This window comes from Synechococcus sp. CC9605 (genome assembly GCF_000012625.1).
Classification (GTDB): Bacteria; Cyanobacteriota; Cyanobacteriia; order PCC-6307; family Cyanobiaceae; genus Parasynechococcus.
On record NC_007516.1, the window covers coordinates 1905713 to 1932340 of the forward strand.

The 26628-nt window shown below is 62.2% G+C and carries 29 protein-coding genes, 2 tRNA genes and 1 pseudogene; 19 read left to right on the forward strand and 13 right to left on the reverse strand.

Annotated elements, in window-relative coordinates; all coding sequences use genetic code 11:
• Window positions 1-5 precede the first annotated feature (5 nt).
• Window positions 6-566: pseudogene (locus tag SYNCC9605_RS15605) on the forward strand (low-complexity tail membrane protein); the annotation flags it as partial.
• Between the two features lie 708 nt (window positions 567-1274).
• On the opposite strand, the gene SYNCC9605_RS14060 reads toward SYNCC9605_RS15605, so the two are convergent.
• Window positions 1275-1547: a DUF3493 domain-containing protein gene (locus tag SYNCC9605_RS14060; protein WP_071813048.1), complete on the reverse strand. Its 273-nt coding sequence runs from the start codon at window positions 1545-1547 to the stop codon at window positions 1275-1277.
• Between the two features lie 43 nt (window positions 1548-1590).
• On the opposite strand from SYNCC9605_RS14060, the gene SYNCC9605_RS10400 reads away from it, so the two are divergent.
• Window positions 1591-1663: transfer RNA gene (locus SYNCC9605_RS10400), tRNA-Thr, on the forward strand.
• A gap of 87 nt (window positions 1664-1750) precedes the next feature.
• The gene (locus SYNCC9605_RS10405; RefSeq protein ID WP_257929152.1) at window positions 1751-2434 is read left to right on the forward strand and encodes a TMEM175 family protein; all 684 of its coding nucleotides are present in this window, start codon (window positions 1751-1753) and stop codon (window positions 2432-2434) included.
• On the opposite strand, the gene SYNCC9605_RS10410 is transcribed toward SYNCC9605_RS10405, so the two are convergent.
• Window positions 2435-3529 (reverse strand): hypothetical protein, encoded by a 1095-nt coding sequence (locus SYNCC9605_RS10410; RefSeq protein WP_156783109.1) that lies wholly within the window; start codon window positions 3527-3529, stop codon window positions 2435-2437. It lies immediately after the preceding gene.
• A complete protein-coding gene (locus SYNCC9605_RS10415; RefSeq protein ID WP_041435117.1) occupies window positions 3526-4563 on the reverse strand; it encodes a hypothetical protein in 1038 nt (345 codons plus the stop codon). The genes SYNCC9605_RS10410 and SYNCC9605_RS10415 overlap by 4 nt, the downstream gene beginning before the upstream one ends.
• A 144-nt stretch (window positions 4564-4707) precedes the next feature.
• Between SYNCC9605_RS10415 and SYNCC9605_RS10420 the strand changes: the two genes are divergently transcribed.
• The 4 genes from SYNCC9605_RS10420 (at window position 4708) to SYNCC9605_RS10435 (ending at window position 9056) form a co-directional block, all read left to right on the forward strand.
• Window positions 4708-5334 (forward strand): succinate dehydrogenase cytochrome b subunit, encoded by a 627-nt coding sequence (locus tag SYNCC9605_RS10420; RefSeq protein ID WP_011365035.1) that lies wholly within the window; start codon window positions 4708-4710, stop codon window positions 5332-5334.
• Complete coding sequence (locus SYNCC9605_RS10425) at window positions 5331-7250, forward strand: fumarate reductase/succinate dehydrogenase flavoprotein subunit (RefSeq protein ID WP_011365036.1); 1920 nt, start codon at window positions 5331-5333, stop codon at window positions 7248-7250. Before SYNCC9605_RS10420 ends, SYNCC9605_RS10425 begins: the two co-directional genes overlap by 4 nt.
• On the forward strand, window positions 7247-7975 hold the full coding sequence (locus SYNCC9605_RS10430) for a succinate dehydrogenase/fumarate reductase iron-sulfur subunit (RefSeq protein ID WP_011365037.1): 729 nt from the start codon (window positions 7247-7249) through the stop codon (window positions 7973-7975). Before SYNCC9605_RS10425 ends, SYNCC9605_RS10430 begins: the two co-directional genes overlap by 4 nt.
• A gap of 301 nt (window positions 7976-8276) precedes the next feature.
• A complete protein-coding gene (locus tag SYNCC9605_RS10435; protein WP_011365038.1) occupies window positions 8277-9056 on the forward strand; it encodes a prohibitin family protein in 780 nt (259 codons plus the stop codon).
• A 9-nt stretch (window positions 9057-9065) separates the two neighbouring features.
• Here SYNCC9605_RS10435 and SYNCC9605_RS10440 read toward each other — a convergent pair whose 3' ends face one another.
• The 4 genes from SYNCC9605_RS10440 to SYNCC9605_RS10455 form a co-directional block, all read right to left on the reverse strand.
• Window positions 9066-9413, reverse strand: coding sequence for a hypothetical protein (locus tag SYNCC9605_RS10440; RefSeq protein WP_011365039.1), 348 nt, complete (start codon window positions 9411-9413; stop codon window positions 9066-9068).
• A gap of 397 nt (window positions 9414-9810) precedes the next feature.
• Window positions 9811-10692: a tRNA glutamyl-Q(34) synthetase GluQRS gene (gluQRS, locus tag SYNCC9605_RS10445; RefSeq protein WP_011365040.1), complete on the reverse strand. Its 882-nt coding sequence runs from the start codon at window positions 10690-10692 to the stop codon at window positions 9811-9813.
• A 67-nt stretch (window positions 10693-10759) separates the two neighbouring features.
• A complete protein-coding gene (locus tag SYNCC9605_RS10450; protein ID WP_006850925.1) occupies window positions 10760-11035 on the reverse strand; it encodes an HU family DNA-binding protein in 276 nt (91 codons plus the stop codon).
• A 133-nt stretch (window positions 11036-11168) separates the two neighbouring features.
• On the reverse strand, window positions 11169-11828 hold the full coding sequence (locus tag SYNCC9605_RS10455) for a hypothetical protein (RefSeq protein ID WP_011365041.1): 660 nt from the start codon (window positions 11826-11828) through the stop codon (window positions 11169-11171).
• Window positions 11829-11869: 41 nt separating this feature from the next.
• On the opposite strand from SYNCC9605_RS10455, the gene SYNCC9605_RS10460 reads away from it, so the two are divergent.
• Complete coding sequence (locus SYNCC9605_RS10460) at window positions 11870-13975, forward strand: glycogen debranching protein (RefSeq protein WP_011365042.1); 2106 nt, start codon at window positions 11870-11872, stop codon at window positions 13973-13975.
• 4 nt (window positions 13976-13979) lie between these two features.
• On the opposite strand, the gene SYNCC9605_RS10465 is transcribed toward SYNCC9605_RS10460, so the two are convergent.
• Window positions 13980-14050 (reverse strand) — tRNA-Gly (locus SYNCC9605_RS10465).
• 131 nt (window positions 14051-14181) lie between these two features.
• Here SYNCC9605_RS10465 and SYNCC9605_RS10470 point away from each other — a divergent pair.
• From SYNCC9605_RS10470 to plsY, 5 genes are all read left to right on the forward strand, one after another.
• The gene (locus SYNCC9605_RS10470; RefSeq protein ID WP_011365043.1) at window positions 14182-15510 is read left to right on the forward strand and encodes an MFS transporter; all 1329 of its coding nucleotides are present in this window, start codon (window positions 14182-14184) and stop codon (window positions 15508-15510) included.
• Window positions 15507-16256: an MlaE family ABC transporter permease gene (locus SYNCC9605_RS10475; protein ID WP_011365044.1), complete on the forward strand. Its 750-nt coding sequence runs from the start codon at window positions 15507-15509 to the stop codon at window positions 16254-16256. The genes SYNCC9605_RS10470 and SYNCC9605_RS10475 overlap by 4 nt, the downstream gene beginning before the upstream one ends.
• Window positions 16253-16678 carry a DUF3119 family protein gene (locus SYNCC9605_RS10480; RefSeq protein WP_011365045.1) on the forward strand — a complete coding sequence of 142 codons (426 nt, stop codon included), beginning with the start codon at window positions 16253-16255 and terminating at the stop codon, window positions 16676-16678. The genes SYNCC9605_RS10475 and SYNCC9605_RS10480 overlap by 4 nt, the downstream gene beginning before the upstream one ends.
• Window positions 16679-16785: 107 nt before the next feature.
• Window positions 16786-17805 carry a DUF3086 domain-containing protein gene (locus SYNCC9605_RS10485; RefSeq protein WP_011365046.1) on the forward strand — a complete coding sequence of 340 codons (1020 nt, stop codon included), beginning with the start codon at window positions 16786-16788 and terminating at the stop codon, window positions 17803-17805.
• The gene (plsY, locus tag SYNCC9605_RS10490) at window positions 17802-18413 is read left to right on the forward strand and encodes a glycerol-3-phosphate 1-O-acyltransferase PlsY (RefSeq protein WP_011365047.1); all 612 of its coding nucleotides are present in this window, start codon (window positions 17802-17804) and stop codon (window positions 18411-18413) included. The genes SYNCC9605_RS10485 and plsY overlap by 4 nt, the downstream gene beginning before the upstream one ends.
• Window positions 18414-18463: 50 nt before the next feature.
• Here plsY and pyrF read toward each other — a convergent pair whose 3' ends face one another.
• The 4 genes from pyrF to SYNCC9605_RS10510 are packed head-to-tail and all read right to left on the reverse strand — an operon-like array spanning window position 18464 to window position 21950.
• Entirely contained in the window at window positions 18464-19189 is a 726-nt protein-coding gene (gene pyrF / locus SYNCC9605_RS10495; protein ID WP_011365048.1) for an orotidine-5'-phosphate decarboxylase, read from the reverse strand.
• A 59-nt stretch (window positions 19190-19248) separates the two neighbouring features.
• Window positions 19249-20262 carry a phosphotransferase family protein gene (locus SYNCC9605_RS10500; protein WP_011365049.1) on the reverse strand — a complete coding sequence of 338 codons (1014 nt, stop codon included), beginning with the start codon at window positions 20260-20262 and terminating at the stop codon, window positions 19249-19251.
• A 50-nt stretch (window positions 20263-20312) separates the two neighbouring features.
• Entirely contained in the window at window positions 20313-21560 is a 1248-nt protein-coding gene (gene tyrS / locus SYNCC9605_RS10505; protein WP_011365050.1) for a tyrosine--tRNA ligase, read from the reverse strand.
• A 60-nt stretch (window positions 21561-21620) separates the two neighbouring features.
• Window positions 21621-21950, reverse strand: a complete 330-nt coding sequence (locus tag SYNCC9605_RS10510) for a DUF1825 family protein (RefSeq protein WP_011365051.1) — start codon at window positions 21948-21950, stop codon at window positions 21621-21623.
• 201 nt (window positions 21951-22151) lie between these two features.
• Here SYNCC9605_RS10510 and SYNCC9605_RS10515 point away from each other — a divergent pair, with 201 nt between their 5' ends.
• The 6 genes from SYNCC9605_RS10515 to SYNCC9605_RS10540 are packed head-to-tail and all read left to right on the forward strand — an operon-like array spanning window position 22152 to window position 26158.
• The gene (locus SYNCC9605_RS10515) at window positions 22152-22853 is read left to right on the forward strand and encodes a helix-turn-helix transcriptional regulator (protein WP_011365052.1); all 702 of its coding nucleotides are present in this window, start codon (window positions 22152-22154) and stop codon (window positions 22851-22853) included.
• 43 nt (window positions 22854-22896) lie between these two features.
• On the forward strand, window positions 22897-23211 hold the full coding sequence (locus SYNCC9605_RS10520) for a hypothetical protein (protein ID WP_011365053.1): 315 nt from the start codon (window positions 22897-22899) through the stop codon (window positions 23209-23211).
• A gap of 47 nt (window positions 23212-23258) precedes the next feature.
• A complete protein-coding gene (locus tag SYNCC9605_RS10525) occupies window positions 23259-23828 on the forward strand; it encodes a hypothetical protein (protein WP_011365054.1) in 570 nt (189 codons plus the stop codon).
• Entirely contained in the window at window positions 23828-24400 is a 573-nt protein-coding gene (locus SYNCC9605_RS10530; RefSeq protein ID WP_011365055.1) for a hypothetical protein, read from the forward strand. The genes SYNCC9605_RS10525 and SYNCC9605_RS10530 overlap by 1 nt, the downstream gene beginning before the upstream one ends.
• Before the next feature lie 55 nt (window positions 24401-24455).
• On the forward strand, window positions 24456-25925 hold the full coding sequence (locus SYNCC9605_RS10535) for a leucyl aminopeptidase (protein WP_011365056.1): 1470 nt from the start codon (window positions 24456-24458) through the stop codon (window positions 25923-25925).
• Window positions 25922-26158, forward strand: a complete 237-nt coding sequence (locus SYNCC9605_RS10540) for a hypothetical protein (RefSeq protein ID WP_011365057.1) — start codon at window positions 25922-25924, stop codon at window positions 26156-26158. The genes SYNCC9605_RS10535 and SYNCC9605_RS10540 overlap by 4 nt, the downstream gene beginning before the upstream one ends.
• Here SYNCC9605_RS10540 and SYNCC9605_RS15610 read toward each other — a convergent pair whose 3' ends face one another.
• Entirely contained in the window at window positions 26159-26341 is a 183-nt protein-coding gene (locus tag SYNCC9605_RS15610; RefSeq protein ID WP_041435123.1) for a hypothetical protein, read from the reverse strand. It abuts the gene before it with no gap.
• Window positions 26342-26628 lie beyond the last annotated feature (287 nt).

A 26628-nucleotide genomic window follows, 5' to 3' on the forward strand; every position in this document is an offset into this window, starting at 1 on the left:
CGACCGTGCAGCCCCGCAGCGAGCCCCTGCTCTGGCTTCAGTGCCTGGCTCTTGGAGCCATCCCCCTGGAGCTGCTGCTGATCCGCCTGGTTCTGGCTGGTGCGGATCCAGGCCCTGTGCCCGGTGTGGAGCGAGTTCTGATCTGGGGCGTCGGGGTCTTGGCGCCAGCCGTCGCCTTGTGGCGACGGCCCGCCGACTGGGGGTCACTGCTGCTGGTGCGTCAACCGCTGGGCAGCCGCAGCAGTGATCAACTCCGCATCAGTGCATCGCATGGCGCCCTGAGCAGCCGCGTCGCCGTGGTGATGGCCGCTGTCATCCTACTGCCCGTCCTCTGGTGGCTGGACGATACAGCGGTGCTCGCGAGTGAGTTTTCCCCGGTATCGGGTCAGTCTCGACTGGCCACCCTGCTGCTGGTCAGCCCATTGCTGGCTTTGATGGTCTGGCATGTGCAACAGATGGTTCAAGCAGCAGCACTGCTGCTGGGATCAACAGCACCGGTTGCCAGCACCGATGCAAGCTTTCGTGCTGACGCTGTGGCAACGCAACGCACGAGCCTTGGCCTGCAACTGCTCAACCTCCCGAGCCTGGAGTGGCCGGAGCCTGCTGTGAAGCCAAGCAGTCAGGGGGCCGATGGGGCCATGTCTGTGGAAGACAGCGAGCCAGAGACAGACGACAGCACTGAGAAAGACAGCACTGAAGACGACAACGCCACGAATATCAGCTCTGACAACGAAGAACCAGACGACGAAACTTCAGGCCTCAACCCAGAGACGGATAAGGAGTCTGATGACGCTGAAGAGAGGGTCCCAACAAGCGAGCAGAAAGCCGATGAAGCCATCGGCATGGAAGACAGCGAGCCAGTGACAGACGAGAGCACTGAGGAAGACAGCACTGGAGACGTCAACGCCACGGACATCAGCTCTGAGAAGGAGGAGCCAGACGACGAAACTTCAGCCCTCAACCTGACGAAGGCTGAGGAGTCTGAGGACACTGAAGAGAAGGCTCCAACAAGTGATCAAGATGCCGATGAAGCCATTGGCGTGGAAGACAGTGAGCCGGAGACTGACGACAACACTGAGAAAGAAAGCACTGAAGACGTCAGCGCCGCCGATATCAGCTCTGACAACGAAGAACCAGACGACGAAACTTCAGCCCTCAACCTGACGACGGCTGAGGAGTCTGACAAGACTGAGCCCGAAGCCTCTCTTGAACCCGACGAGCCTCAGGCTCAAGTCGAGAGGGCAAAAGACATCAGTGCCAATGTCGCCGATGAATCAACCGTCGCCGCTGCCACCTCTGTTCCGGTCGAACCAGAGCAGAGCGGAGAAGAGCAGGAGAGCACCGCCCTGGATACCGAAATCAGCCAGATCGACAGTGTCGCCGGCGGAAGCACGGAAGGCCATCGTGAACAGGCCAAGGCCAGCGGAAGCGAAGAGAGCGAACCAGACGAGCCGTCTGAGCCCACGCCAGGGGGTCTGTGACTCTTTGAGCAACCGCTCCCTCAAAGCAGGATCCAGGCTGGATTTGGAGCGCTGATTATCGGACAAACATCCAAGACGGATTCAGAGCAAATGTTAAATTGCTGACGCCGCCGATGTAGCTCAGCCGGTAGAGCAACGCTTTCGTAAAGCGTGGGTCGCCTGTTCAAGTCAGGTCATCGGCTTTCGATCAAAATGGATGCATAAGTGCATACAAATGACCATTGCGGCAACTAATCCAGCACCTGGAATCCCCCAATGCTGAGATGTGGATGGGATTGATTGATGGCGTTTACGCCGTCGCAATGACTCTGATCGCGATTGAGTTGCCAGAGCTCGCATCCGAAGTCATCGACACCATCGAGAAACAAGTTGAGATCACAACAATCAGCGGGATCCTTATCTACGAGCTAATCGTCTATACCGCCACTTTTTTTATTCTCTATGAGTTGTGGTCGTTCCATAAGTCCATCCTCAAACTCTCCGGGATCAGACACATCCGACAGAACCTTGTTAACGGCCTGATTCTGGCCTTAACCTGCCTGGGCGCAGGAAACATTCTTTTAATCCTCAACTCCAAAACAAATCTCGCCTCCGAGGAAATCAACGCCGGCGTGAGTCAGGCCACGATTCTCAAGGACTGGATCACCCATGGGACAGCGTCAAGCATTTGCATGCTGTTGATGATTGCCAGCATGTTTGGCTTGATGTCTCTGCTTGCCAGAAGCAAAGCAAACCTCGAAGCGATCTCCAACCTGAAGGCATTGGAGCGCAGTACGAGGGTCAAAGCATTCTTATTCCTTCTGTTGCCCCTCAACTGGCTTCCCATGTTGTTTGGCGCTCAAACTCCCCTCGCTCCCGTTGGCCTCATGATTCTGGCTTACATCGCATTGAGCAACATCAACGGAGCCAAGCTCAGACGCCGCCTCAGCGAAACCTTCAAGGGCTCTTCTTAGCTAGTAACGAGGCGAACAAAGCTGTTTCAGCTCAACAATCTCACACAAAGCAGCACCCTTTGAAATGCGCCGTTGAAGAAGGTCGTTCCAGGGAATCATCCAATGACGTGGATCAACGCCAGCCAAAACGTTTTGAGCTTCATGATTGCTCAACACCAGCACCTTGCGAGAACTCAAGTTCAAGTTCCTTCTCAACCAAGGTGTCATGATCACCTCCTCCAACAAACGCTGATAGGAACCATCTGAGATCGCCTGTTCAAAGCCCCGACGAATGGCCTGCGCCAAAGGCTTGTTGCTCGGAGAGACATAGAAAAACCCAGCGAAGGGATAGGCCATCAAGAGATGGGGATCGAGCAGCGTTTGAGGGGCCGTGCGCTGCACGATGACATCTTCAGCCGCCAATTCAGCGAGACCACGGGGAAACAGCTGAACACGGTTGTTGTCCACAAGTCGGAAAAAACTCTCTGATCGCGCCGTGTAGGTGCGCAGTCCAGCCGCATCAAAAACATCAACATCACTCCAACCCAAGCCCTGCAGCAGCGTGAAACGACGCAAGTCACCGACGCGATCAACCGTCTTGAGATCAGGCAGAGCCGCCTGATTGGTCCAGCCAACTCGCAACCCCAACAGACCACCCGTGACTGGGATCTCGATCGGACGTAACCGTTCGTGCAATTCGCGGCCAGCGCCATACACCCCGACCGAGAGCCGATGGGGATTGCCGCCAACCTGATCACGGCCTGCGGCAAGTGCAGCGATGGCCTCATACTGCGGTTGAACAACAGCACTCAGCCCCAGGACATGGGGCTGACCACTGCGTTCCATCACCAACTTCAACAGCCGATAACGAAAGTCAGACGCGTCTTGGCCGGGCCTTCGATCCAGCACAACAGCGAGCGTTCCTTCAGGAAGCTCGGCGACCTCGTCGGCCGTCAACACATCGCGGTCGTCGATGTTGAGGCGCCGTTGAGTCAGCTTCGGCTGAAGCATCAACGCTCCCACCAGCAGAACTAAGAGCGTGATCAGAGTTGTCGCCAAGGCCCACGAGCCCAGGGGCTGCTGGCGTCCGGCATCAGGAGGCCTCAGTTGGGTCATGGGATGATCCAATAAATGCCAATCAAGGTCATGGCGACATAGCTGGGCAACAACAACACCCGCAAAACCGTTGAGAGACGATTATTCACATTGAGGAGGTGGACATCAATCAGTTCATCTGCGGCCACCACATACAAAATTCCCAGAAAAATAATCAGCTGCAAATTCCCGATGAAGCCCGCCATGGCAGTCACCGGTAATTTCCCAGCAATGAACACAAAATTCCCCCCCGCTGACACCACTGCAGCGAGGATGAGATCGTCCCGGCTGCGGGTGATCAACAGGCTCATGATGCAGAGACCAACCGCGAGCATGTAACCCAGAAAATCGGGGGCGACAAACAGCAAACTGTGCCGCTGAATCGGCACATCCAGCGACACGGCCGGTTGACGACGGATCACCTCTCCAGCCGCGAGGGGACGTCCCAAATCGCTCATCAGGCTCACGCTTGAGGCATAGGCACCGGCCGACTTCAAGGTCCAGCCCGGCAGCAGCAACCCAGGTGAGACCATCACAGCCTCTTGATCCACCACATTCAGGTTCACGGTTTGAAGTGGATCCGCCAAACCGATCTGGATGTGCAAAATCTGATCATCAAAGGGATAACGCTGAAGCCGAAACCGCTTCACCACAGCTGAACGCACCCGATAAAGATTCCAGGAGCCTGTGGCCGTCTTTTCATGGCTCACCCGCTCAAACCGTTGGATATCGCCGTCGTAAATCCCATTCAGGATCATCAGATTATCGCTCGGATCCGACTGGGCATCACCTGCCCATTCCGTCCAAAGCAGCATCTCCACAGAGAACTGGTCCTGCAGGAGATCGATGTTGTTGATGTTGGTGATGTAGGCACCAAGTCGAAGCGGCGGGCCTTCCGGCTCCATCACCTCCGCCGGGACCCTCCCCCAGTCGATCGCTGCGGGCCTCTGCTCCACAGCGGCCTGCCCGCCCCATCCCACTTGAGCGAGGGAAAGGGTGAGAACGCAGGCCAGAGCGACCCAGAGAAGCCGCCATGTCCAACGCCGGGACCTCACCCTCACGCCTGCAAGCGTTCAATGCCTCCCCACCATGACAAGGTTGAATGCGGACGGCCAGGCTGCGACCAGCCTTTCGCAGCTCCTGCATACGATTGGCCTGGGAATCAGTGAAGACCTGATGCCAAGCGAACTCCGAAATTGATGCAGGAACCGACGTTGGTGCGCATTGGATCGGCTCTGAGCGGGTTGATGCTGGTGCTGTTTCTGGTGGTTCATCTGGCCGGTTTGTTGCCCGCGCTGATCGCTCCGGTGCATTTCGAGCAGTACGCCACGGCCCTGCATCACCAGCCATGGCTGCCGGTGTTGGAGGCCGGCCTGGCCGCCACCGCAGCCATGCATCTGAGCTTCACCGTCGCCAAAACGCTTCGGAATCGGGGGGCTGGAAACACGGCGGCGCTGCTCAGCCGTCGCGGTCGTCCATTGGACGCTCTGGCCAGCCGCAGCAAGGTGGCTGCCGGCGTGATCACCTTGGGATTTCTGCTCTTGCACCTGCAGCAACTGCGCTGGCCACGGCCGAGCGACGGGCTGGAACGGGAGGTGCTGCAGCAGGTGCTGCAGCAACCGATCAACCTTATGGTTTATACCGCCGTTAGTCTAGCCATCGGCCTGCATCTGCTCCACGGCGCGGAAGCAGGACACCGCAACCTGGGTCTGCTCACCCCGGCCAACGGCCCCAGCATCCGCTGGGGAGGTCGCCTCTTGGCGTCGGGAATCGGCGGAGGTTTTCTACTGATCAGCCTGGGACTGGCCCTCGGAGGCTTGGCATGACGAACGGACTTCCTGATCCAAGGATTCCCGCCGAGCCGCTCACCAGTGCCTGGCAACGCACCCGCGAGGGGCTGCCGCTGATCAGCCCTCTGCGCAAAGGGCAGATGGATGTGCTTGTGGTGGGCACCGGCCTGGCGGGGGCTTCCGCTGCTGCAACGCTGGCCCAACAAGGCTACCGGGTCACAGTGCTCAGCTTTCACGACAGCCCGCGGCGGGCCCATTCGGTGGCAGCCCAGGGGGGCATCAACGCCGCACGTTCCGTGGCGGTGGATGGCGACAGCGTCAGTCGCCTGTTCGCCGACACCCTCAAGGGGGGTGACTTCCGAGCCCGGGAAGCAGGCTGCCAACGGCTGGCGGAAATCAGCAGCGGCATCATCGATCAATGTGTGGCTCAGGGGGTGCCGTTCGCACGCGAATACGGCGGCAGCCTGGCCACCCGCAGTTTTGGCGGAGCCCTGGTAAGCCGCACCTTCTATGCCCGGGGACAGACCGGCCAGCAATTGCTCTACGGCGCTTACCAGGCCTTGATGCGCCAGGTGGAGCTGGGTCGCGTTCAATTGCTCACCCGCCGTGACGTGCTCGAGCTGATCACCGTGGATGGGGTCGCCCGCGGTGCGGTGGCGCGCCATCTGCTGAGCGGTGAATTGGAGGTGCACACCGCCCGCACGGTTCTGCTCTGCACGGGTGGTTACAGCAACGTCTACTTCCTCTCCACCAACGCGCTGAAATCGAACACCAGTGCGATCTGGAGGGCTCACCGCAAAGGTGCGCTGTTCGCTAACCCCTGTTTCACGCAGATTCACCCCACCTGCATCCCCAGTGGAGATCTCTTCCAGAGCAAGCTGACGCTGATGAGCGAAAGCCTGCGCAACGACGGTCGGGTCTGGCTGCCCAAAACCCCTGGCGATGCACGTCAACCCGAGGCAATCCCTGAAGAGGAACGCGACTACTTCCTCGAGAGGCTCTATCCCACCTACGGCAACATGACCCCGAGGGATGTCGCCTCCAGGAGGGCCAGAGAACTCTGCAACGCGGGGCAGGGTGTTGGCCCAGGGGGGCGGTCGGTGTACCTCGACCTCACCGATGCCATCGAAGCCGAAGGCAAAGACGCCATTGCTGCCCGCTACGGCAACCTGATGACGATGTATGAGCGCATCAGCGGCGACGACCCGTACAAAAAACCGATGCGGATCTACCCCGCCCCCCACTACACGATGGGCGGCCTCTGGGTGGATTACCACCTGATGAGTTCGATCCCCGGCCTGTTTGTTCTGGGGGAAGCGAACTACTCCGAACATGGCGCCAACCGCCTCGGCGCCAGCGCCCTGATGCAGGGGCTTGCCGATGGCTACTTCATCGCGCCATCCACCGTCACGGCCTGGCTGGCGGGCACACCAGCCGAGGATGTGGCGACCGATCACCCGGCCTGCCGAGAGGCCTTGGAAAGCACCCGGCGCCGCATCAGCCACTTGCTCAACAGCGAAGGCAACACTCCGGTGGACAGCTTCCATCGCGAGCTGGGCAGCGTGATGATCGACCGCTGCGGCATCAGCCGCCATGCCGATGGTCTGGCGCAAGGGCTGGAGCAGGTGAAGGCGCTGGAGGAGCGGTTTGAGGCCGAGGTGAGGGTGCCCGGCGAAGCCAGCGGCCCCAATGCCGAGCTGGAGAAAGCCCTGCGGGTCAAGGACTTCTTCGGGCTGGCCCAGCTGATGCTGCGGGATGCCCTGGCCCGCGAGGAGTCGTGCGGCGCCCACTTCCGTGAGGAACACCAAAGTGACGAGGGTGAAGCCCAACGGGACGACGTCAACTTCGCGCACATCGCGGCCTGGGAACACAAGGCCGACGGTGAGCCGATCTGCCACAGCGAACCGCTGCAGTTCAACGCGCTGCAACCCAGCACCCGGAGCTACAAATGAAACTCACCCTGCGAATCTGGCGGCAACGCAGCGCCGATCAACCCGGTGAATACCAGAGCCATCGGCTGGAGAACGTCTCCCCCGACCTCTCCCTGCTGGAGGCCCTCGATCAGCTCAACGAACAACTGATCAGCTGCGGGGAACGGCCGGTGAGCTTCGAGCACGACTGCCGCGAAGGCATCTGCGGCAGCTGCGGCTTCCTGGTGAATGGCCAGGCCCATGGCCCACGGGCCGCCACATCGGTGTGTCAGCTCTACCTGCGGGAATTCGACGATGGCGTGGTGCTGACCCTGGAGCCCTGGCGAGCCACGGCCTTCCCTCCCATCCAGGATCTGATGGTGGACCGCTCGGCCTTTGACCGGCTGATCGCGGCCGGCGGCTACTGCTCAACCGGCACAGGCCAGGCCCCGGATGGCAACGCCCTGCCGGTTGGCCGGGAGCAGGCCACCAGCGCCTTCAGCACAGCAACCTGCATCGGTTGTGGCGCCTGCGTCGCCAGTTGCCGCAATGCCTCGGCCAGCCTATTCGTGGCCGCCAAGCTGGCGCACCTGGGGCAACTGCCGCAGGGGCAGCCGGAACGGGCGAGCCGTGCCGACGCCATGCAACGCCAGATGGAGGCGGAGGGCTTCGGCAGCTGCAGCAGCAACCTCGAATGCGAGGCGGTCTGTCCCCAGGAGATTTCCGCTGACTGGATCAGCTGGATGCACCGTGAGCGCAGGCGCTGATCCTGGCGGGTTGCCACCGGAATCTGGCGCAACAACACGGCCTGGCGCAATCGATGCCTGATCTGGCAACTGCAGGCCCCCATCATCGCTGGCAACGAATGACGTGCACACCCTCAACGCAGGAGAGTGCGGTGATGTTGATCAACGATTCCTATTTTAACGACTCGGATCCACACACTCTTTCGATCAGTGACCCGAGGGAAATCGCAGCAGCTCCAGCCCAGACATCATCAGAAACTTTTTTCGCATCACCACAGCGCCATCACTACTGTTTGTTGAAGCATCGATTCAAGCCAGGAGCATGCAATCCAAGTCCCAACCGGAGCAGATCACCAAAACAGTGGTGGGCGTCACCACGGTCTTCATCGGTGGCATTGCCCTGATCTCCAGTGTGTTCGTTGTTCCCGCCGGTGAAGTCGGGGTTGTCACCACCCTTGGGAAAGTCTCCAAGACCCCCAGAGAGCCAGGATTGAACCTCAAACTTCCGTTCATTCAGGCGACCCATAATTTCAGCGTCAGAACGCAGGTCATCCCCGAAAAATTCTCAACGCTCACCAAAGACCTGCAGGTGATTGAAGCGACAGCCACGGTGAAATATGCGGTGAAGCCCGGTGAAGCACCCAGGATCTACAGCACGATTGCCACAGACGATTCCGCAATCTATGCAAGGGTGATTCAGCCTTCACTGCTGAAATCCCTGAAATCGGTGTTCTCAAAATATGAACTCGATACAATTGCCACCGACTGGAACAATATCTCTACACTTGTTCAAGAAAGTGTTTCCAACGAACTTAGCAAATTCGACTATGTGGCTGTCAAAGGATTGGACATCACTGGCTTGAAAATTGCCGAGGAATACCGGGCAGCAATCGAGCAAAAGCAAATTGCTCAACAACAGCTTCTGCGCGCCAAAACAGAAGTTCAGATCGCCGAACAAGAAGCCCTGAAGTTTCAGACCTTGACCCGGTCTCTGAATGACAGCGTCCTCTACAAGCTGTTCCTCGATAAGTGGGACGGAAAAACCAAGGTGGTTCCTCCCATTCGCGGAGGCAGCACACCGCCGGTGATTGTGGGCCAATAACGAGGCGCTTCAGAGCCCAGCGCAGCCGCGGATAGCCGCCTCCAGGTCAGCCATGGCCTGAACGCCGCGGCCGGCCTCCAACTGCTGCATCACCAGATCCGCCTGGACCCCCAGCAGCAGCGTCTGGCAGGGGTAGGCACTACGGGCCGACGCCTGTCGCTGCAGCGCTTCCGCCTCGATCAAAGCTTGTTCACAGAGCTGAAAATGGCTGTGCTCAAGGCAGCGCTGAGCACGGGCCTGAAAAGCGGCCAGAGGCGATGCCCTCACCCCAGGGGCCATCACACCAAGAACGAGCAGGACTGTGACGGAGCGCGCGAGCAGGGCACAGGGGGGCGATTTGCTGAGATGATGCCTCAACTTCGACAAATCTCCCCGCCGTGTATACCGACTGGACCGCCATTGCCCTGCTGCTGTTCACCGCGGTACCGCTGTTGATCGTGGTGGCAACGGCCACCTACTTCGTGATCCAGAACGACCAGAAGACTCCCCTGGGCTGAGATTCAAGCCAGGGGCCGGGTTGGACAGCTGATCTTGGCTAGGCCAGGAGTGTTCAGGGGCTGATGGTTCAGCGGTGCCGATTGCACCGCTGAACTGATCTGACCGGTTCCAAGACAGACGATGCAGGTTCGGAAGCGATCACCCGACACCCGCTGCATCCTACTACCACCACAAATGGTGCACGTGCACATGATCCGAGGGATCTGACGAAGATTCAGTGTGGGTCGAAAACCCACGCCTGATCCCGAAGTATTCCTTAAGAAATCACCGCATTGATGGCCTGCTGCGTCAAGTGTTCGAGCAACTCTGTTGCACTAATACGCGCCTCAGGGGCCACGAGCTGAAGGCCTGAGGCCAAACGACCAATCACAGCAGCCGCATCCAACCCCGCATCACGCAAGGGTTTCAAGCCTGCACAGGCTTCACGCTTGGAGAGTTTCTGGCCGCTGGCATCGCAGAGCAGCGGCCCATGGCGGAAGCGGGGCGGAGCTTCACCCAGGGCCGCAAAGAGGCTGCGCTGCGCTGGCAGGGCCTCGCGCAGATCCGCACCACGCACCACATCGTTGATGCCGAAACTGAGTTCGTCGATCACGGTGGCGAGCTGGTAGGCGATGAAGCCATCGGCTCGCCGCAGCACCACATCGCCACTGCCGTGGGGATCGTCGTCGGCAACCCGAAGTCGCCAACTGGGGAGCCGCTGCCGCTGCCAGCCCCAGTTATGAACGGCCTGACGGCAGAAGCCGGAATAGATCGGCTGATCGGCAAGCTCACGCCGAGAGCAGCGACAGGCGAACAAACGTCCGGATCGGCGCAACCACGACAACCAAGAGTGGTAAATGCCACGCCGCTCGCTTTGCAGCAGCACCGGACCATCCCACTTCAAGCCCAACCAGCGCAGATCGCTTTGGATCGCCTCGATCGCACCGGCGCGGTTGCGCGGTGTGTCGAGGTCATCGATGCGCAGCAACCAGGCCCCACCGGCCTGACGTGCTGCCAGCCACGAGAGCAGGGCCGTCTGCAGGTTGCCCAGATGGAGCAGCCCGGTCGGCGATGGAGCGAAACGACCGCGGTAGCCACCGGCGGCAGTCAGGGCACGACCCGCCTCAAGATGCCGCTGCAGATGCTCTGGAAGAGCCATCACCTGAAACAACTATCAAAAAAGGCGACCCCGATGGGCCGCCCGGACAACAAGGTTGAGACGTCGATCAGCCCTGAACGCGATCCTTGAACATCTTGCCGGCGGTGAAGGCGGGAACACGCTTGGCGGGAATCGCGATCTTCTCGCCGGTTTTGGGGTTCAGACCTTGACGGGCGGAACGCTCACGGGGTTCAAAGGAGCCGAAACCCAGGATGGACACTTTCTTACCTTCCACCACGGAGTCGATAATCGTGTCGATGGCGGCGTCGACAACCATGGAAACGTCGGTCTTGGTGAGCTCGGTGCGAGCAGCCACCAGATTCACCAGATCAGCTTTGTTCATTGGTTAGAGAGAGTCGGGGGGCGGGAGACGGCTCAGATACGGCGTAGTGGGCTCGCCGCTGCCTTCCCCAAGCGGCCCAATCGTATGGAGAGCAACCGGTTGCTGCAAGCGAAACGTGCTGTGCCGCAATGCTTTAGCAGTTCTCCGCAACATCACTCCAACCACTGAAGGGCACGAGACGCTCACCACGCAAAGCGCCAAGCGCCGCTCCAGACAGCAGTTGGGGACTGGCATCTGAAGGAATCCAGTCCCTGAGTTTGGCCAGACTGTTCAGCTGCCTGGGCCAGTGAAACGTGCGGGCATGGCGCATCGGTGCGAGCTGACCGGGCCCCCATGGCGTCAGCAAACGCCCGCAGAACAACAGGTTTTTTGGTGGCGGAGCGAACACCACACAGCTTCCCGGCGTAGGACCCGGCGTCCACAACAGCCGCAAACCACTGGCGGTGGTGTGGTGCTCAGAGAAGGTCTCCAACGGCTCAACGTTGGGCAAGAGATAGGCCTCCTGTTCTTGCACCAGCACGGGCCAGCCCAGGCGCTCCTGCACACGACGCAGGCGCCCATGGCCTTCACGGCTTGTGAGCAGGATCCTTGGGCTGCGGGTTCCCGCCAACTGGCGCAGAGCCGTGAGACTGGCCTCCGTCAACGGCGGACAGTCGACCAACACGGGCTCGGGGTCCAGACCCAGCCACCAGGAACTGCCGCCCTGGCTGTCGCGGTTGGGCGGAAACAACCAGAGGTCGTCACGCAGCTGCTGCGGCGGCCGACCGGCCTCAAGTGTGGTGGTCATCGCCATTGGTTCATAACAACGGACCAAACCACTAGTTTGAAGTCGAGATGCCCCAACGGGCTTTGAGTGGCATTCACCCCGGTTCTCCCTGGCCCCTGGGCAGCAGCCTCACCAGGCGGGGGGTGAATTTCGTGCTGGCGGCCCCCGGGGCCGACCGGATTGAGTTGCTGCTCTACAGCAACAGCAATGACCGCAGCCCGGAACGGGTGATCGAACTGGATGTTCGACGTCACCGCTCGGGCAACTACTGGCACGTGGAGGTGGAAGGAGTCGGCGAAGGCTGCTGTTACGGCTACCGCGTCTTCGGGCCACTGGCACCAGGGGGCCATGGCTTCCGCCCCTCCAAGGTGTTGCTCGACCCCGCCGCCCGCGCCATTAGCGGCTGGGACGTCTACGACCGGGTGCTGGCCACCGGCCTCTCACCCAATGCCCATACCTGCCTCAAGGCGGTGGTGTGCGAACGGGATCTGTTTGATTTCCAGGCCCATCCGCGCCCACGCCACAGCTGGCAACGCACGGTGATCTACGAGCTGCACGTGGGGGGCTTCACCCGCCGCGAGGATGCGGGCGTTGCCGCAGCGAACCGGGGCACATACCTCGGGCTGATTGAGAAGCTGCCCTACCTCAAGGAACTGGGCATCACGGCAGTGGAGCTGTTGCCGGTGTTCTGCTTCGATCCGGCCGATGCCCCCCCTGGGCGCGACAACGTGTGGGGTTACAGCCCCCTGAGCTGGTTCACACCCCACCACGGCTACTGCAGCAGTAGCAATCCGCTGCAGGCCCGCCATGAGGTGCGCCAACTGGTGGCCGCCTGCCATGACGCCGGCATCGAAGTGCTGCTGGATGTGGTCTACAACCACACCACGGAAGGCAACCGCCATGGCCCCACGTTGAGCTGGCGTGGCTGTGCTGATGACGTCTACTACCACCAGAACGACGACGGCGATTATCTGGATGTGAGCGGCTGCGGCAACTCGATCGCCGCTAACGCGCCGATCAGCACCCAGTTGATCCTCGAATCAATGCGGTGCTGGGCCCTGGAGCTGGGGGTGGATGGCTTCCGCTTCGACCTGGGCATCGCCCTGAGCCGCGGCAATCAACTCAAACCCCTCAACGACCCGCCCCTGTTCACGGCGATGGGGGCCGACCCGCAGCTGAGCGACCTCAAACTGGTGAGCGAACCGTGGGATTGCGGCGGCCTCTATCGGCTAGAGGATTTCCCCGCCAAGCGGATCGGCACCTGGAACGGCCATTTCCGCGACGGCATGCGGCGTTTCTGGAAGGGTGACGACCACAGCACCTGGACCCTGGCCCAGCGGTTCAAAGGCAGCCCTGATCTCTATGACGGCAAGCCCGTAGCCCTGGGGCGTTCGGTGAATTTCATCACCGCCCATGACGGCTTCACCCTGGCGGATCTGGTGAGCTACAACCGCAAACACAACCTGGCCAACGGCGAAGACAACCGCGACGGCGAGAACCACAACAACAGCTGGAACCACGGCATCGAAGGCCCTAGCAGCAATCCCCTGGTGCAGACCCTGCGGCGCCGGCAGCAACGCAACCTGCTCAGCTCACTGCTGCTGGCCCGCGGGGTGCCGATGCTGCTGATGGGCGATGAAGTGGGCCGCAGCCAGGGAGGCAACAACAACAGCTGGTGCCAGAACAGTCCGCTGGGGTGGATGGTCTGGGATGAAGACCACTGCGACCTGGAACTCAAGCTGTTTCTGCAGCGGCTGCTGCGGCTGCGCCAGGCCCTGCCGCAGCTGTTCAATCCGCTGGTGCCGCCACGGGAAAGCAACCGCAAATCAGCACCACAGCCATCCGAACAGCGGAGCGATCTCTGGCGGCAATGGCACGGCGTGAGCCTGGCCAAACCCGACTGGGCGGCCTGGAGCCGCACCACGGCCACCAGCCTCCACAGCGGCAGCCGCGGTGCTCTGCTCTGGATGGGCTTCAACGCTTACAAGGAAAGTCTCAGCTTTGAATTGCCGATTCCGGCATCCCCCTGGAAGCGGGTGATCGACACCTCGTTGCCCAGCCCCCAGGATTTTCCTGCTGAGCCGGTGAACTTCAGCTGCATGGAGATACCTCTGCAAAGTCGGAGCTTCGTGCTGCTGCTTGCCGAAGAGGAAATCTCAGGCCTTCGGTTGTAATCAGAGCGGGTGACGGGAATCGAACCCGTGTCATCAGCTTGGAAGGCTGAGGTCTTACCATTACACAACACCCGCATAGTACAAACGAATCACTGCCCCAGGGGTTGGTGGTGTCGTAAGCACGCATTCATTATGGCAATCCGCCTGACCCCAGCCTCCGCGTGACATCGACCGACGCATCCCTGCAGGGATCCCGCCGCAGGCTGATGCTCGCCTACGGCCTCGGCGACGCCGGCACCGGGCTTGCCGCCACCCAGCTGGGCTTCTATCTCTTTCCCTTTTTCATTTGCGCCGCAGGCCTGCCGGCCTTCATCGCCGGCTCCCTGCTCACGGTGAGCAAGGTATGGGACGCGCTGAATGATCCGTTGATCGGCTGGCTCAGCGACCACACCCGCAGCCGCTGGGGCCCGCGGTTGCCCTGGATGCTGACCGCAGCCCTGCCCCTGGGCATCAGCCTGACGGCGATGTGGTGGGTACCCCCGGGCGACACAGTGCAGCGCACCACGTACTACGCCGTGATGGCGGTGTTGCTGATGACCGCCTACACCAGCGTCAACCTGCCCTACGCCGCCCTCAGCACCGAACTCACGCCGAACACCGCCATTCGCACCCGCCTCAATGCGGCGCGGTTCACAGGCTCGATCCTGGCGGGCTTGAGCGGCCTGATCGTGGCTTCGGTGGTGCTCACCGATGGAGGCGGGGGCTACCTGGCCATGGGCCGCATCACCGGCAGCATCGCTGCTACCACCACGCTGCTCTGCTGCTGGGGGCTGGCCCCCTACGCCAAGCGGGCCCAACGCCCGGTGCCCAACAACGTGCCGCCGATGCAGCAGCTCAAACGGGTGCTGGCCAACCCCCGCTTCCGCCAGGTGCTGGGGCTTTACCTCCTGCTCTGGTTTGGCCTGCAACTGATGCAGGTGGTGGCCCTGATCTGGCTGGTGCAGGTGGTGCACGTGCCCGCCAACCTCTCCACCTGGATCCTGTTGCCCTTCCAGATCGCCGCCCTGCTGGGGCTTCAGCTCTGGAGCAACATGAGCAACCGCATCGGCCGCGTCGCCACCCTGCGCTGGGGCGCGGGGCTTTGGATCAGCGCCTGCCTGCTCTCGATGCTGTTCCCTCCCCTGGCGGCGGATCCCGGCCTGCTGCAACTGCTGCCGCTGGTGGGGCTGATTGCCCTGGTGGGGGTGGGAGCGGCGACGGCCTATCTGATTCCCTGGTCGCTGCTGCCGGATGCGATCGACGCTGACCCAAGCAAACCCGCCGGGCTTTACACCGCCTGGATGGTGTTCGGCCAGAAGCTGATCATCGGCCTGACCATGTCGGTGTTCGGCAGCCTGCTCTCGCTCACCGGCTACATCTCCGCCAAGGGAGGCAACTGCAGTGGAGCGCTGAGTTTCATCGAACAGCCGGATTCAGCCCTGCTGGCGATTCGGCTCTGCATGGGCCTGATTCCCTCGATCCTTGTGCTGCTTGGCCTTGTGGTGATGCGAGGCTGGCCCGACCGTGGAGCCCACCTGCAGAAGGCCGCCGGATGAACACGCCCCGTTCGATCAAACGCCTGGGCGCCAGCCTGCTGATCGGAGGCCAGGCCGTGGCCGCCACCCTGCGCGGCCGGATTGATCGGGGCGAGCTGCTTGAGCAACTGCTGGACGCTGGCCCAGGCAGCGTGCTGATTGTGTTGATCATCTCGGTGGCCGCCGGCTCGGTGTTCAACATTCAGGTGGCCGCAGAACTCACCCGCCAGGGGGCGGGATCAACGGTGGGCGGCATCCTGGCGATCGGCCTGGCACGGGAGATCGCCCCCCTGCTCACCTCCTGCCTGCTGGCCGGCAAGGTGGCCACCGCCTACGCCGCCCAGCTGGGCACGATGAAGGTGACCGAACAGATCGACGCGATCACGATGCTGCGCACCGATCCGGTGGAGTACCTGGTGGTGCCCCGGATGATCGCGATGGTGGTGATGGCTCCGGTGCAGTGCTTCTTCTTCTTCCTGGTGGCGGTGTGGTCGGGCCAACTCACCAGCACAGCCCTCTATAACATTCCTCCGGCGGTGTTCTGGACTTCGGTGCGCACCTGGATGGCCCCGCTGGACCTGCCGTTCATGCTGGTGAAGGCCGTGGTCTTCGGCATGATCATCGCCACGGTGGCCTGCGGCTGGGGCCTGACCACCCGTGGCGGCCCCAAGGAAGTGGGCACCAGCACCACCGGAGCGGTGGTGATGATCCTGATCCTGGTGGCCTTGATGGATGTCGTTCTCACCCAGGTTCTATTCGGAGCATGAGTTCAACCCCCGCCCCCGTCACCCTCAAGCCGGATGTGCGGCTGCCGCTGCTGGTGGTGGCCCTCGGCCTGGCGCTGCTGCCGTTGCCTTTCTCCCCCTGGCCCACCTTTGTGGTGGCGCTGTTCGGCCTGTTTCTGCTCATCCAGAGCGCCAGCCTGCGGCTGGAATTCAAGGAAGACGCTCTGATCGTGTGGCAGAACGGCCGCGAGCTGCGGCGTTTCCCCTACGACCAATGGCTGAGCTGGCGGCTGTTCGCCCCCTGGCTGCCGGGCCTCTTTTATTTCCGCGAAACCCAAAGCATTCACTTTCTGCCAATCCTGTTCAGCCCCAAGGAGCTGCGAGAACAGCTGGAACTGCGGGTGGGAGCGCTGGAAGTGCCGAACGGCGACCCGGAAGACAGCACGAGCAATAGCGCGAAGTAGCACGATTTCGATGCGATTTCGTGCATATATCCATGCAATTCCGTGCAACCCTGTCGCAGTTGTGATGCCACCTGTTTTTCTGCGTTCTGGTCGGCTGGAATGGAGGGATGGAGAGCACGGCAGCTGACGCAATGCCCGACGACACCGACCTGACCCCCCAGGCGCCTGAACCGGAACAGGCCCCGGCAGAGTCCAGCGGCGAAACCAGCACTGACCCTGCCAGCACCACCGGTGCCGAGCCCTCCGCCGCAGAAGCCAATCCCGTGATGGAGCTGGCCCTCAAGGATCTGCAGGAGCGCCGCAATGCCCTGCAGGCGGAGATCACCGCCCTCAGCTCCCGCAAACAGCAACTCGAGGCCGAACTGAAGGCCAACTTCGCCGGCCAGTCCGACGCCATCGCCCGCCGCGTGAGGGGCTTCCAGGAGTACCTGGGCGGCGCCCTGCAGGACCTGGTGCAGAGCGTGGAAAACCTGGAGCTGGTGGTGCAGCCGATGGTGGTGCAGCCCTCCCCCCTCGATCAGGCGGCAGACAACCCAGCAGCGCCAGAGAAGACTGGCGAGAGCACTCCGCCGCCAGCGGTGGCCGACACCTTCCGCCCCGATGAAGAGCTGATCCGCCAGACCCTGGAGCGCTTCCTCAAACAGCCCGACGTCTACGCCGACCCCTGGAACCTGCGGCGCAGCATCGACGCCCGCGACACGGCCCTGCTGGAGGACTGGTTCTTCAATCAGGGCGGACGTGGCGCCCAGCCCAGCCGCGGCACCCGGCCGCGCAACATCCTGGCGAGCGCGGCTCTGATCGCGGTGATCGGTGAGCTGTACGGCGATCAGTTCCAGTGCCTGGTGCTGGCCGGCGGCCCTGAACGGCTCGGTGAATGGCGGCGCGGCCTGCAGGATGCCCTGGGCCTGGGCCGGGAAGACTTCGGCCCCAGCAGCGGCATCGTGCTGTTCGAGCGCCCGGAAGCCCTGGTGGAGCGGGCCGACCGGCTGGAGGAACGGGGCGAAGTGCCCTTGATCCTGATCGATGCGGCCGAGCGCAGCGTCGACATCCCTGTGCTTCAGTTCCCCCTCTGGTTGGCCTTCGCGGCCGGACCGGGTGAACGCCTCGACGACGACGATCTGCTGTGATCCAAACAGCATTCACCGCCCTGCTGCTGCTGGCCATCGGCTACCTGCTGGGAGCCATCCCCAGCGGTTACCTCGCCGGCCGCTGGCTCAAGGGCATCGATCTGCGCGACTGCGGCTCCGGCAGCACCGGCGCCACCAACGTGCTTCGCAACGTGGGCAAGGGCCCAGCCCTGGTGGTGTTCCTGATTGATGTGGGCAAAGGCGCCCTGGCGGTGCTGCTGGCGAAAAGCGTCGGCCTCAACGACTGGTTGCAGGTGCTGACGGGCCTGGCGGCCTTGGCCGGGCACATCTGGCCGGTGTGGCTGGGCTGGAAGGGCGGCAAAGCGGTGGCCACTGGCCTTGGCATATTTCTGGGCCTGGCCTGGCCGGTGGGACTGGCCTGCTTTGGCCTGTTCATGGCCGTGATCTCGATCTTCCGGATCGTGTCGCTCTCCAGCGTGGTGGCCGCCATCGGACTGCCACTGTTGATGCTGCTCTCTGGTAGCAGCAGCGCCTACGTAGTGGTGTCGTTGGTGGCCAGCCTGATGGTGCTCTGGCGCCATCGCAGCAACATCGAACGGCTGCTGGCGGGCACCGAACCCAAGATTGGCGCGAAAGCCAAGGGCTGAGCTGGCTCCTTGAGCACAACCAGCTCACACAACAGATTGGAGCGCGCCGATCAAAGATCTCCGCAACAGGCTGCAAAAGCAGCGCTGGGATCCTCGGCCTTGCTGATCGGCCGGCCGATCACCAGCTGACTGGCACCAGCGGCAATCGCCTCAGCCGGCCCCATCACCCGGGCTTGATCACCAACGGCTGCTCCTCTGGGGCGGATGCCTGGGGTGACCAGCGCGAACGGTTGAGGGTGTTGCGCCCGCAATGCCGCGGCCTCCAGGGGTGAGCACACACAACCACCAATGCCGGCGGTCGCCGACAGCTGCGCCAACGCCGGCACCCGTTCGGCGATGCCCTGGGCAATGGCGAGTTCCCGTTGCAGCCGTTGCTCCTCCCAGCTGGTGAGCACCGTCACCGCCAGCAACGTGGGCGCGGGTTGCCCAGCAGCCTGGGCTCCTTCCTCTGCCGCAACCTTGACTGCCTTGAGCGCTTCGCTGCCGGCGCAGGCATGCACCGTGATCAGTTCGGCCCCCAGCGCCGCCGCCCTCCGGCAGGCACCGGCCATCGTGGCCGGGATGTCGTGGAATTTGAGGTCAAGAAACACGCGCAGCCCCTGCTCGCGCAGCTGGGCCACCACTTCTGGCCCCGCCTGCACGAACAGCTCCAGACCCACCTTCACCCAGCGCAGCCCGTCCACGTGGGCTGCAAAGCGCAGCGCCTGATCCGGCGCCATGCCATCGAGGGCCACGATGATCCGATCGGCGGGGTCAGCGGAGAGCGTCGGAGCCAAGGCAAGCGATTGATCCGGAGACCATCCTGTCGCCTCGGCCAGCGCATCTCAACAGATGTTCAGGCTGAGGGCGAAAGCCTGATACCAGTTGCTTGCTTAATGAAGCTCAGATAGTCGCGCTGCGATTCAGGCTTTCGCATGAATTCGATGCCACCACCAACAGGACCGGCAGTTAACGCCCCAAAGAGATGAAAAACTCGACAGGCCTTGATGTGCTTATGGTTCAAAGGCCTTATGGCTTGATAAGCCTGAAGAACCCCATCCATGATCAGTTCCCACAAATGAGATGACATCCCCCGTCCAATCTGGGGAATAAAAACCAGATAATCATTCATTGTGTGAGCAAGATCAACAGCGGGGTCAGAAATACAAAAAGACCAATCCAGAACCCCGGACAAAGAACCATTTTTAAACATCAGATTACCGCCGTGATAGTCACCATGAATCACAGCAAGATTCTCAGCATCAAGGGGTAAATGATCCCGCAGCCAAGCCATCAGATCAGCAGCCCAGGGGGTCTTCTCTTCAAAAAAACCCAATGCCTTTTGACGAACAAAAGGGTCCAAAAATCGCTCATCCGGAACACCAGCCCGTCTGAACGACTCAACAATGGGCCTCACATCCAGCTCATGCATGGTGGCCATCGACTCACCCACGGCCTTGGCATGAAGCTCAGGAGCCATCCCAAACACCGTTTGACCGGGCACCAGCTCCATCACCGCAAAAACACCTCCCAAGACTGATTTGTCTGCACAAACGTGATGAATCATGGGGGCATTGAGGCCCTGCTGATTCAGGATCTGATGCACAACCTGATGATGCAAAAGCTCCGCCACCTCACGGGCTGGACGCAGAATGCGAAGAACCCTTGGCTCCTGGTCAATCAGCTTGTAGCGATACAGCCGGGCATCAGCACCACCGGTCAGCCGCGAGGGTTCAACCTCATAGTGGACACGGTCTGACGATTCCGATTGCAGAAAGGCTAAAAAATCGGCCGTGATTTGCTGATCGGATCTGAATTCAGGTTCAAGGACTTGCGCTGGCATTGTTCTTCGCTTGGATAAACGCACCATCGCGCCAGTTCTCTCTTGGCGGATCCCCCAAAAGGGGGATATCCGGCGGCTCAGGCCACCAAGCGCCGGAAGGTCTTCTTGCCCAGCTGCAGCACCTTGCCCTCCAGCTCCGCCGCTGAGGTGAACTCCTGGTTGGGATCAGTGATCTTCTCCCCCTCCAGCCGCGCCGCGCCGCCCTTGATCTGGCGGCGGGCCTCACTGCTGCTGGCGCAGATGCCCACAGCGCTAAACAAGTAAAAGGCCTTGGCCGGGAAGTTCACCTCCGCCAGGGAGGCCTCGGGCACATCAGCGCCGGCATCACCGCTGCCGCCCACCAGGGTGGCGGCATCGCTCTGGGCCTTCTGGGCTGCTTCGATGCCGTGGCGGCTGGCGGTCACCGCCAGGGCCATCGCCTTCTGCTTCTCGCGCGGGTTATCCGGCAACGACGCCAGATCCAGATCGGTCAGCAACGTGACGTAGTCGTCGATCGCCGCATCGCCGACCTTCTCCAGCTTGGAATACATCGACAGGGGATCCTCCTCCAGCCCCACCACGTTGCCGAGGCTCTTGCTCATCTTCTGAACCCCATCTAGACCCACCAAAATCGGCAGCAGCAGGCCGAACTGGGTGCCCTTGTTGAAGTGGCGCTGCAGGTCGCGGCCCATGGCCACGTTGAACTTCTGGTCGGTGCCGCCCAGCTCCACATCCGCGTTCACCGCCACCGAGTCGTAGCCCTGCAGCAACGGGTAGAGGAATTCATGCAGCGCGATCGGGGTTCCACTGCCGTAGCGCTTGGAGAAGTCGTCCTTGGCCAGCATCTGGCCCACGGTGCCGGTGCCGAGCAGGCCGATCACCGCCGGCAGATCCATGCCCTCCAGCCACTCGGAGTTGTATCGCACCTCCAGGCGGCCAGGGGTTTCGAAATCGAGCAGCGCCGTTTCCTTGGGCTGGTCCTGCCCCAACTGGCGCAGATAGGTGGAGGCGTTGGCGGCCACCTGCTCCTTGCTTAGCTGCACCCGCGTGGCGCTCTTGCCGGTGGGATCGCCGATCCGCGCCGTGAAATCCCCGATGATCAGCACTGCCGTGTGGCCCCCGTCCTGGAAAGCCCGTAACTTGCGGAACAGGATGCTGTGACCAAGGTGGATGTTGCTGCCGGTGGGGTCAATGCCCAGCTTCACCCGCAGCGGCCGTCCTTCCTTTTCGGCCTGGGCCAACCGGGCCGCCAGGGCCTGATCCGCATCACTGGGATCGCCGGCAGGGAACAGGTCGGCCATGCCCCGAGACAACCAATCCGGCAACGACGGGATGGAGTCCGGCATAGGGAGGCGCAATGAGCAAGCGCTGGCGATCGTACGAGTCTTGGCTCAGGTCGAGCTGGTTCAGCTGGAAGGGGGCTGCTCGATCTGCGCCTTCATCCGCTCGAGGGTGGAGTTCATCTGATCGAACATTTGCTCGGGGGTGATGCCGAACTGGCTGAGCTGGGTGCGCAGCTGCTCCACTGTGAGCTTGGCCTGGAAATCCTCCGAGAGTTCAAAGCGCTTCATGAACACCCGGTAACGGCCCATCAGCTCTTCCATCGTCTCGATGAACTTCTTCTTGCCCTCCCGGTCGAACTTGCCGTACTCACTGCCCAGCTGCATCAGCTGCTGGTAATCGCTGAACAGGCGCTTGGCTTCGTCCTGAACGATGTCGGAATCGAAGAAGGCCATCGTCGGCATCACGCACTGCTTCGGCAAAGTCTGCCAAGGATTCACCAGTGGCAACGGGGGTGATCGCCGCACCTTGGCTTGGCATCAGCAACAGCGTTTTGTACGGTCTTGCTGACCCGCACCACCCGCTGGTGGCATCCGAATTCATGGTGAGTTTCGGGCCGCCTCCAGGATGTGGACTTCACCGCTCAGCTCAGCGCGATGCGTGACCTTCCCCAGCGCCACCGGCCCCTGTTGGAAGGGCGCCGCATCGTGGTGGCCTCCGCCGATCGCGTGTTGATAAGCGGCCTGGTGCACAGCCTCAACGGCATCGGCTCCCTGGTGGGGGCCGCAAGCACCGAAGCGGAAGCCCTCGCCTGTCTCAGCCACACAGCCGCTGATCTGCTGATCTGCAGCGACCAGCTCGAGCGCGGCAACGGCCCCTCGCTGGTGGCGGCTGCCAAGGCCCAGCAGCCCTCCCTGCGCTGCCTGATGCTGATTCAGCGCCCGTTGCTCAGCACAATTCACGCCGCGGCCAAGGCGCAATGCGAAGGGCTCTGCAGCCATGAGCGGATCGGCAATGGCGGCCTGCTCAGCGTGCTGCGCGCCATGGAGAGCGATGGCAGCCACATGGATTCAGTGATTGCCGGAGTGGCTAACCACGACCGTGGCTCCAGAGACGCCGCCCATCCCCTAAGCGACGTGCTGAGCCTGCGGGAAGAAGACGTGCTGCGCGGGCTCTGCAAAGGCCTCAGCAATCAGGAGATTGCCGATCAGCTGCATCTTTCGATTGAAACCACCAAGCACTGCGTCACCGGGCTGCTGCGCAAACTCGATGCCAAAAGCCGCACCCAGGCGGTGCTGATCGCCTTTCAGCGCAACCTGGTGGATCCACCGCTGCCGATTCCGCGCTGGACCCCCTAGCCCTGAAGGAGCATCCTGAGGGGACTCCAACGGTGCAGACGCCATGGTCAAACGCGCCGCCCTTACAGCCCTGGTGGTTCTCAGCGTCAGCAGCCTCGTTCAACGAGCAGGCTTCGCCGCCAGCGAGCGCATCACAGCTTTGGTAACCATCGCTGAGGCCAATGCCCGCTGCTTGGTCGAAACCAAGCAAATGAAGGCCGCCAAGGCCCAAGACATCGCCACCCGGTTTCTAATCAGCAAAGGAATGAGCGACGCCGACCGGAACGAGGTGAAAAGCGCTCCCGGCTACGACGATCTGCTGTACCAATACATCAACGAACAGGGGGGTTGTGAGGAGCTTGTGCGCCAGCTGCGCTGACGCGGCCCTACACCCTCGTTAAGGTCGGCTCATCTCTGCTGAGCAGCATGCCCCGCAGCCACTGGTTGGATCCCCTGGCCAGGCGGGTGCTGCAGGCCACAGGGCAGCTGCCAGCACGACCCAAGCCGGCGTTGCCGCAGCCTGAACCGATCGCGCCCGAGCCGCCGGCCTGGGTGATGGATGTGAACCGGGCCAGCCGCGATCAGTGGCTGCAGCTTCCCGGCTGCAGCCAGGACACAGCCGATCTACTGGTGCGGCTTCAGGGGGGTGGGGTGCAATTCGCCAGTGCCGATGATCTGTTCCGGCTGCTGGAGCTGCCGAGCGATCTGGCCAAGCTTTGGACACCCCATCTGCTCTTCCAGTGGCACGGTGATGCCCCACCGCAGCCGCAGGCCGCTCCCCTGGACCTCAACAACGCCAGCGCCGATCAGCTGGCCCTGCTTGGCTGGCCGGAACAACGGCTGGCCAACCTGATGCGGGAACGCCGACGCGACGGTTTCAAGGATCTGGCCGATCTGCAGGAGCGGCTCTGCCTGCCCGCCAGCAGCGTGGAAGCCCTGATCGGCCGGGTGAGTTTCGGCAGCCGACGCTCCGGGCCCAGCCTGCCGCTGCCCTGATGCAGGGGGATCTCTTCTCGACTGGCGCACTGGCCTTCAGCAATGGGCCCGACCTGCCCCTGCAACGGGATCAGCTGCTCGCCTGGCAAGAGCGGCTGCATGCCCATCAGGCGCCGCTGTTCCGCGGAGAAAGCGCCGGCGCAGCCCAGGGGGATCTGTTCGGTGCTAGCCCCGAAGACGCTGCCGCGGCCATCAATCCACTGGCCCTGACCCCCCTGGCGATGAGTTTCTGGCGCTGGCCGGACCCGTCTCACCGCGGAGCAGCGATCTACCTGGTGATGGACAGGCCAGCCCAGCTGGAGCAGCCGCTTCTGCTGTATGTGGGCGAAACCCTGGCCGCCGAGCGCCGCTGGAAAGGTGATCACGACTGCAAGGCCTACCTCGCCGCCTACGGCGAAGCCCTGCACCGCTGTGAGCTGAGCGCCCAGCTGAGCATCCGCTTCAGCTGTGATGTGCCCAAGGCCACCCGCGCCCGGCGGGCCCTGGAACAACAGCTGATCCAACGCTGGTGGCCTCCGTTCAACAAGGAAACCCGCCAGCGCTGGGCCACCCCCTTCACCGCCGAGCTCTAAGGCCAAACCCATCACGCGGGATCGCTACGCTCGTCCTTTGTTGACGCGTCCACCCATGCGCTTCTCCCTGTCCTCCGCCGATTTGCAGGAGTGGAACGGCGATGTGCTGGCGGTGGGTCTTCCCCAGGGCGATGTCGATGCCACGGCAACGGCCCTGGAACAACGCTTTGCCGGCATCACCGATGCCCTCAAGCAGCAGGAGTTCAAAGGCAAGCCCGGCGACCAACTGGTGATCACGCCCCTCGGTGGGGGACCGCAACGGCTGGTGGTGCTGGGTCTAGGCGAGAGCGACGCCATCGATACCGAGCGCCTGCGCGGTGCCGCCGCCCGGGCCGCCAAGGCCGCCATCGGTTGTGAAGGCAGCCTGGGCCTGCAACTGCCCTGTGCGGGAAGCGATGCCCAAGAAGCTGCCCGGATCTGTGCTGAAGCGGTGCGGCTCTGCCTCTACAAAGACCAGCGCTTCCGCAAGGAGCCGGACCCGCGCCGGATCCCTGAGGCTCTGGAGCTGATCGACCTCAGCCCCGCCGCCGAAAGCGGCTTTGCGGCGGTGAATGCCACCTGCGCCGGTGTGGAACTGGCCCGGGAGCTGGTGGCGGCCCCCCCGAACGTGGTCACCCCGGCCGCCCTCGCCGACACGGCTGCTGGCATCGCCAAGGACCACGGCCTTGAGCTCAAGGTGCTCGAGCGCAGCGACTGCGAAGCCAAGGGCATGGGTGCCTTCCTGGCCGTGAGCCAGGGCTCCGATCTGCCGCCCAAGTTCATCCACCTGATCTATCGCCCCGAGGGCGAGGTGAAACGCCGCGTTGCCCTGGTGGGCAAAGGCCTCACCTTCGATTCCGGCGGTTACAACCTCAAGGTTGGTGCAGCCCAGATCGACATGATGAAGTTCGACATGGGCGGCAGTGCCGCTGTGCTCGGTGCCATGCGCAGCATCGCCGAACTCAAGCCAGCCGGCGTTGAGGTGCACATGGTGGTGGCCTCCTGCGAAAACATGGTGAATGGATCCGCCGTCCACCCCGGCGACATCGTCATGGCCGCCAACGGCATGACGATCGAAATCAACAACACCGACGCCGAAGGCCGGCTGACCCTCGCCGATGCCCTGCTCTACGCCTGTGAGCAGAAGCCCGATGCCGTGGTTGATCTGGCCACCCTCACCGGAGCCTGCGTCATTGCCCTGGGGGATGAGATGGCCGGGCTGTGGTCCAACAACGACGATCTGGCGGAGGCCCTCGATGCTGCCGCTCAGACGGGCGGGGAAGGGCTCTGGCGCATGCCACTGCGGCAGTCCTACAAGGATGGATTGAAGTCGTTGCTGGCCGACATGAAAAACACCGGCCCGCGACCCGGCGGTTCGATCACAGCGGCCCTGTTCCTCAAGGAGTTCGTGGCCAAAGACACCGCCTGGGCCCACATCGACATCGCCGGGCCGGTCTGGAGCGACAAGGGCAAAGGCGTCAATCCCGCTGGTGCCACCGGCTACGGCGTTCGCACCCTGGTGAACTGGGTGCTGGCCCAGTCATGAGCCGCTCCCCGGTGCGCTGGTACATCAAGGCTCAGCTAGGGGTACTGCTGCTACCAGTGGGCCTCTGCCTGTTCGGAGAGGCGGTGAGCCGCAAGGTGGTTCAGATGCTCGGTAAGGACGCAGGCCCCTGGTTCTGGTACGGAACCCTCAGCCTTATCTGCATCAACGCAGGCATCGGCCTGATGATCGACAGCGGACTGACCCGAGGATTCCCGGGGCGACGTCAGAGCTGATCAGGAGGCAACCGGCTGCAATTCGAGCGAACGATCCGGGGTTTCAAGTGCATGGATCTGCCACCGTGCTCGCTCAGAGCAGGTTTCCAACACACGATCAAGATCGTCCGATGCGTGCTTCGGTGACGCGTAGGGACCGATATGACGGGTGCCAAGACCATCCTTAATGGTCAGCAGATACATACAACCCTCCTCTCACCACCAAATCGTAAGCGTGGCTCGAAGCTTGGTCGATGGCCGGAAACCCGTCTGTTCACTGAGAACTTGCTGAATCATTCAGGTTGTCGCGCTTAATCTTTTCAACAGGTTGAGTGTTGGTTTCTTAAGGAATTCGACCAGATTTGATCAAGTAACGGCCCACTCCATCCCTTGGAGCGATCTGAAAGCTCTCGCTTTTTTCTTGGGTCCCTCACAGCAGGGATGTTTTGTCGCGATGGCGACGACCAGCCTCAGGAGCCCAGGCCATCCTT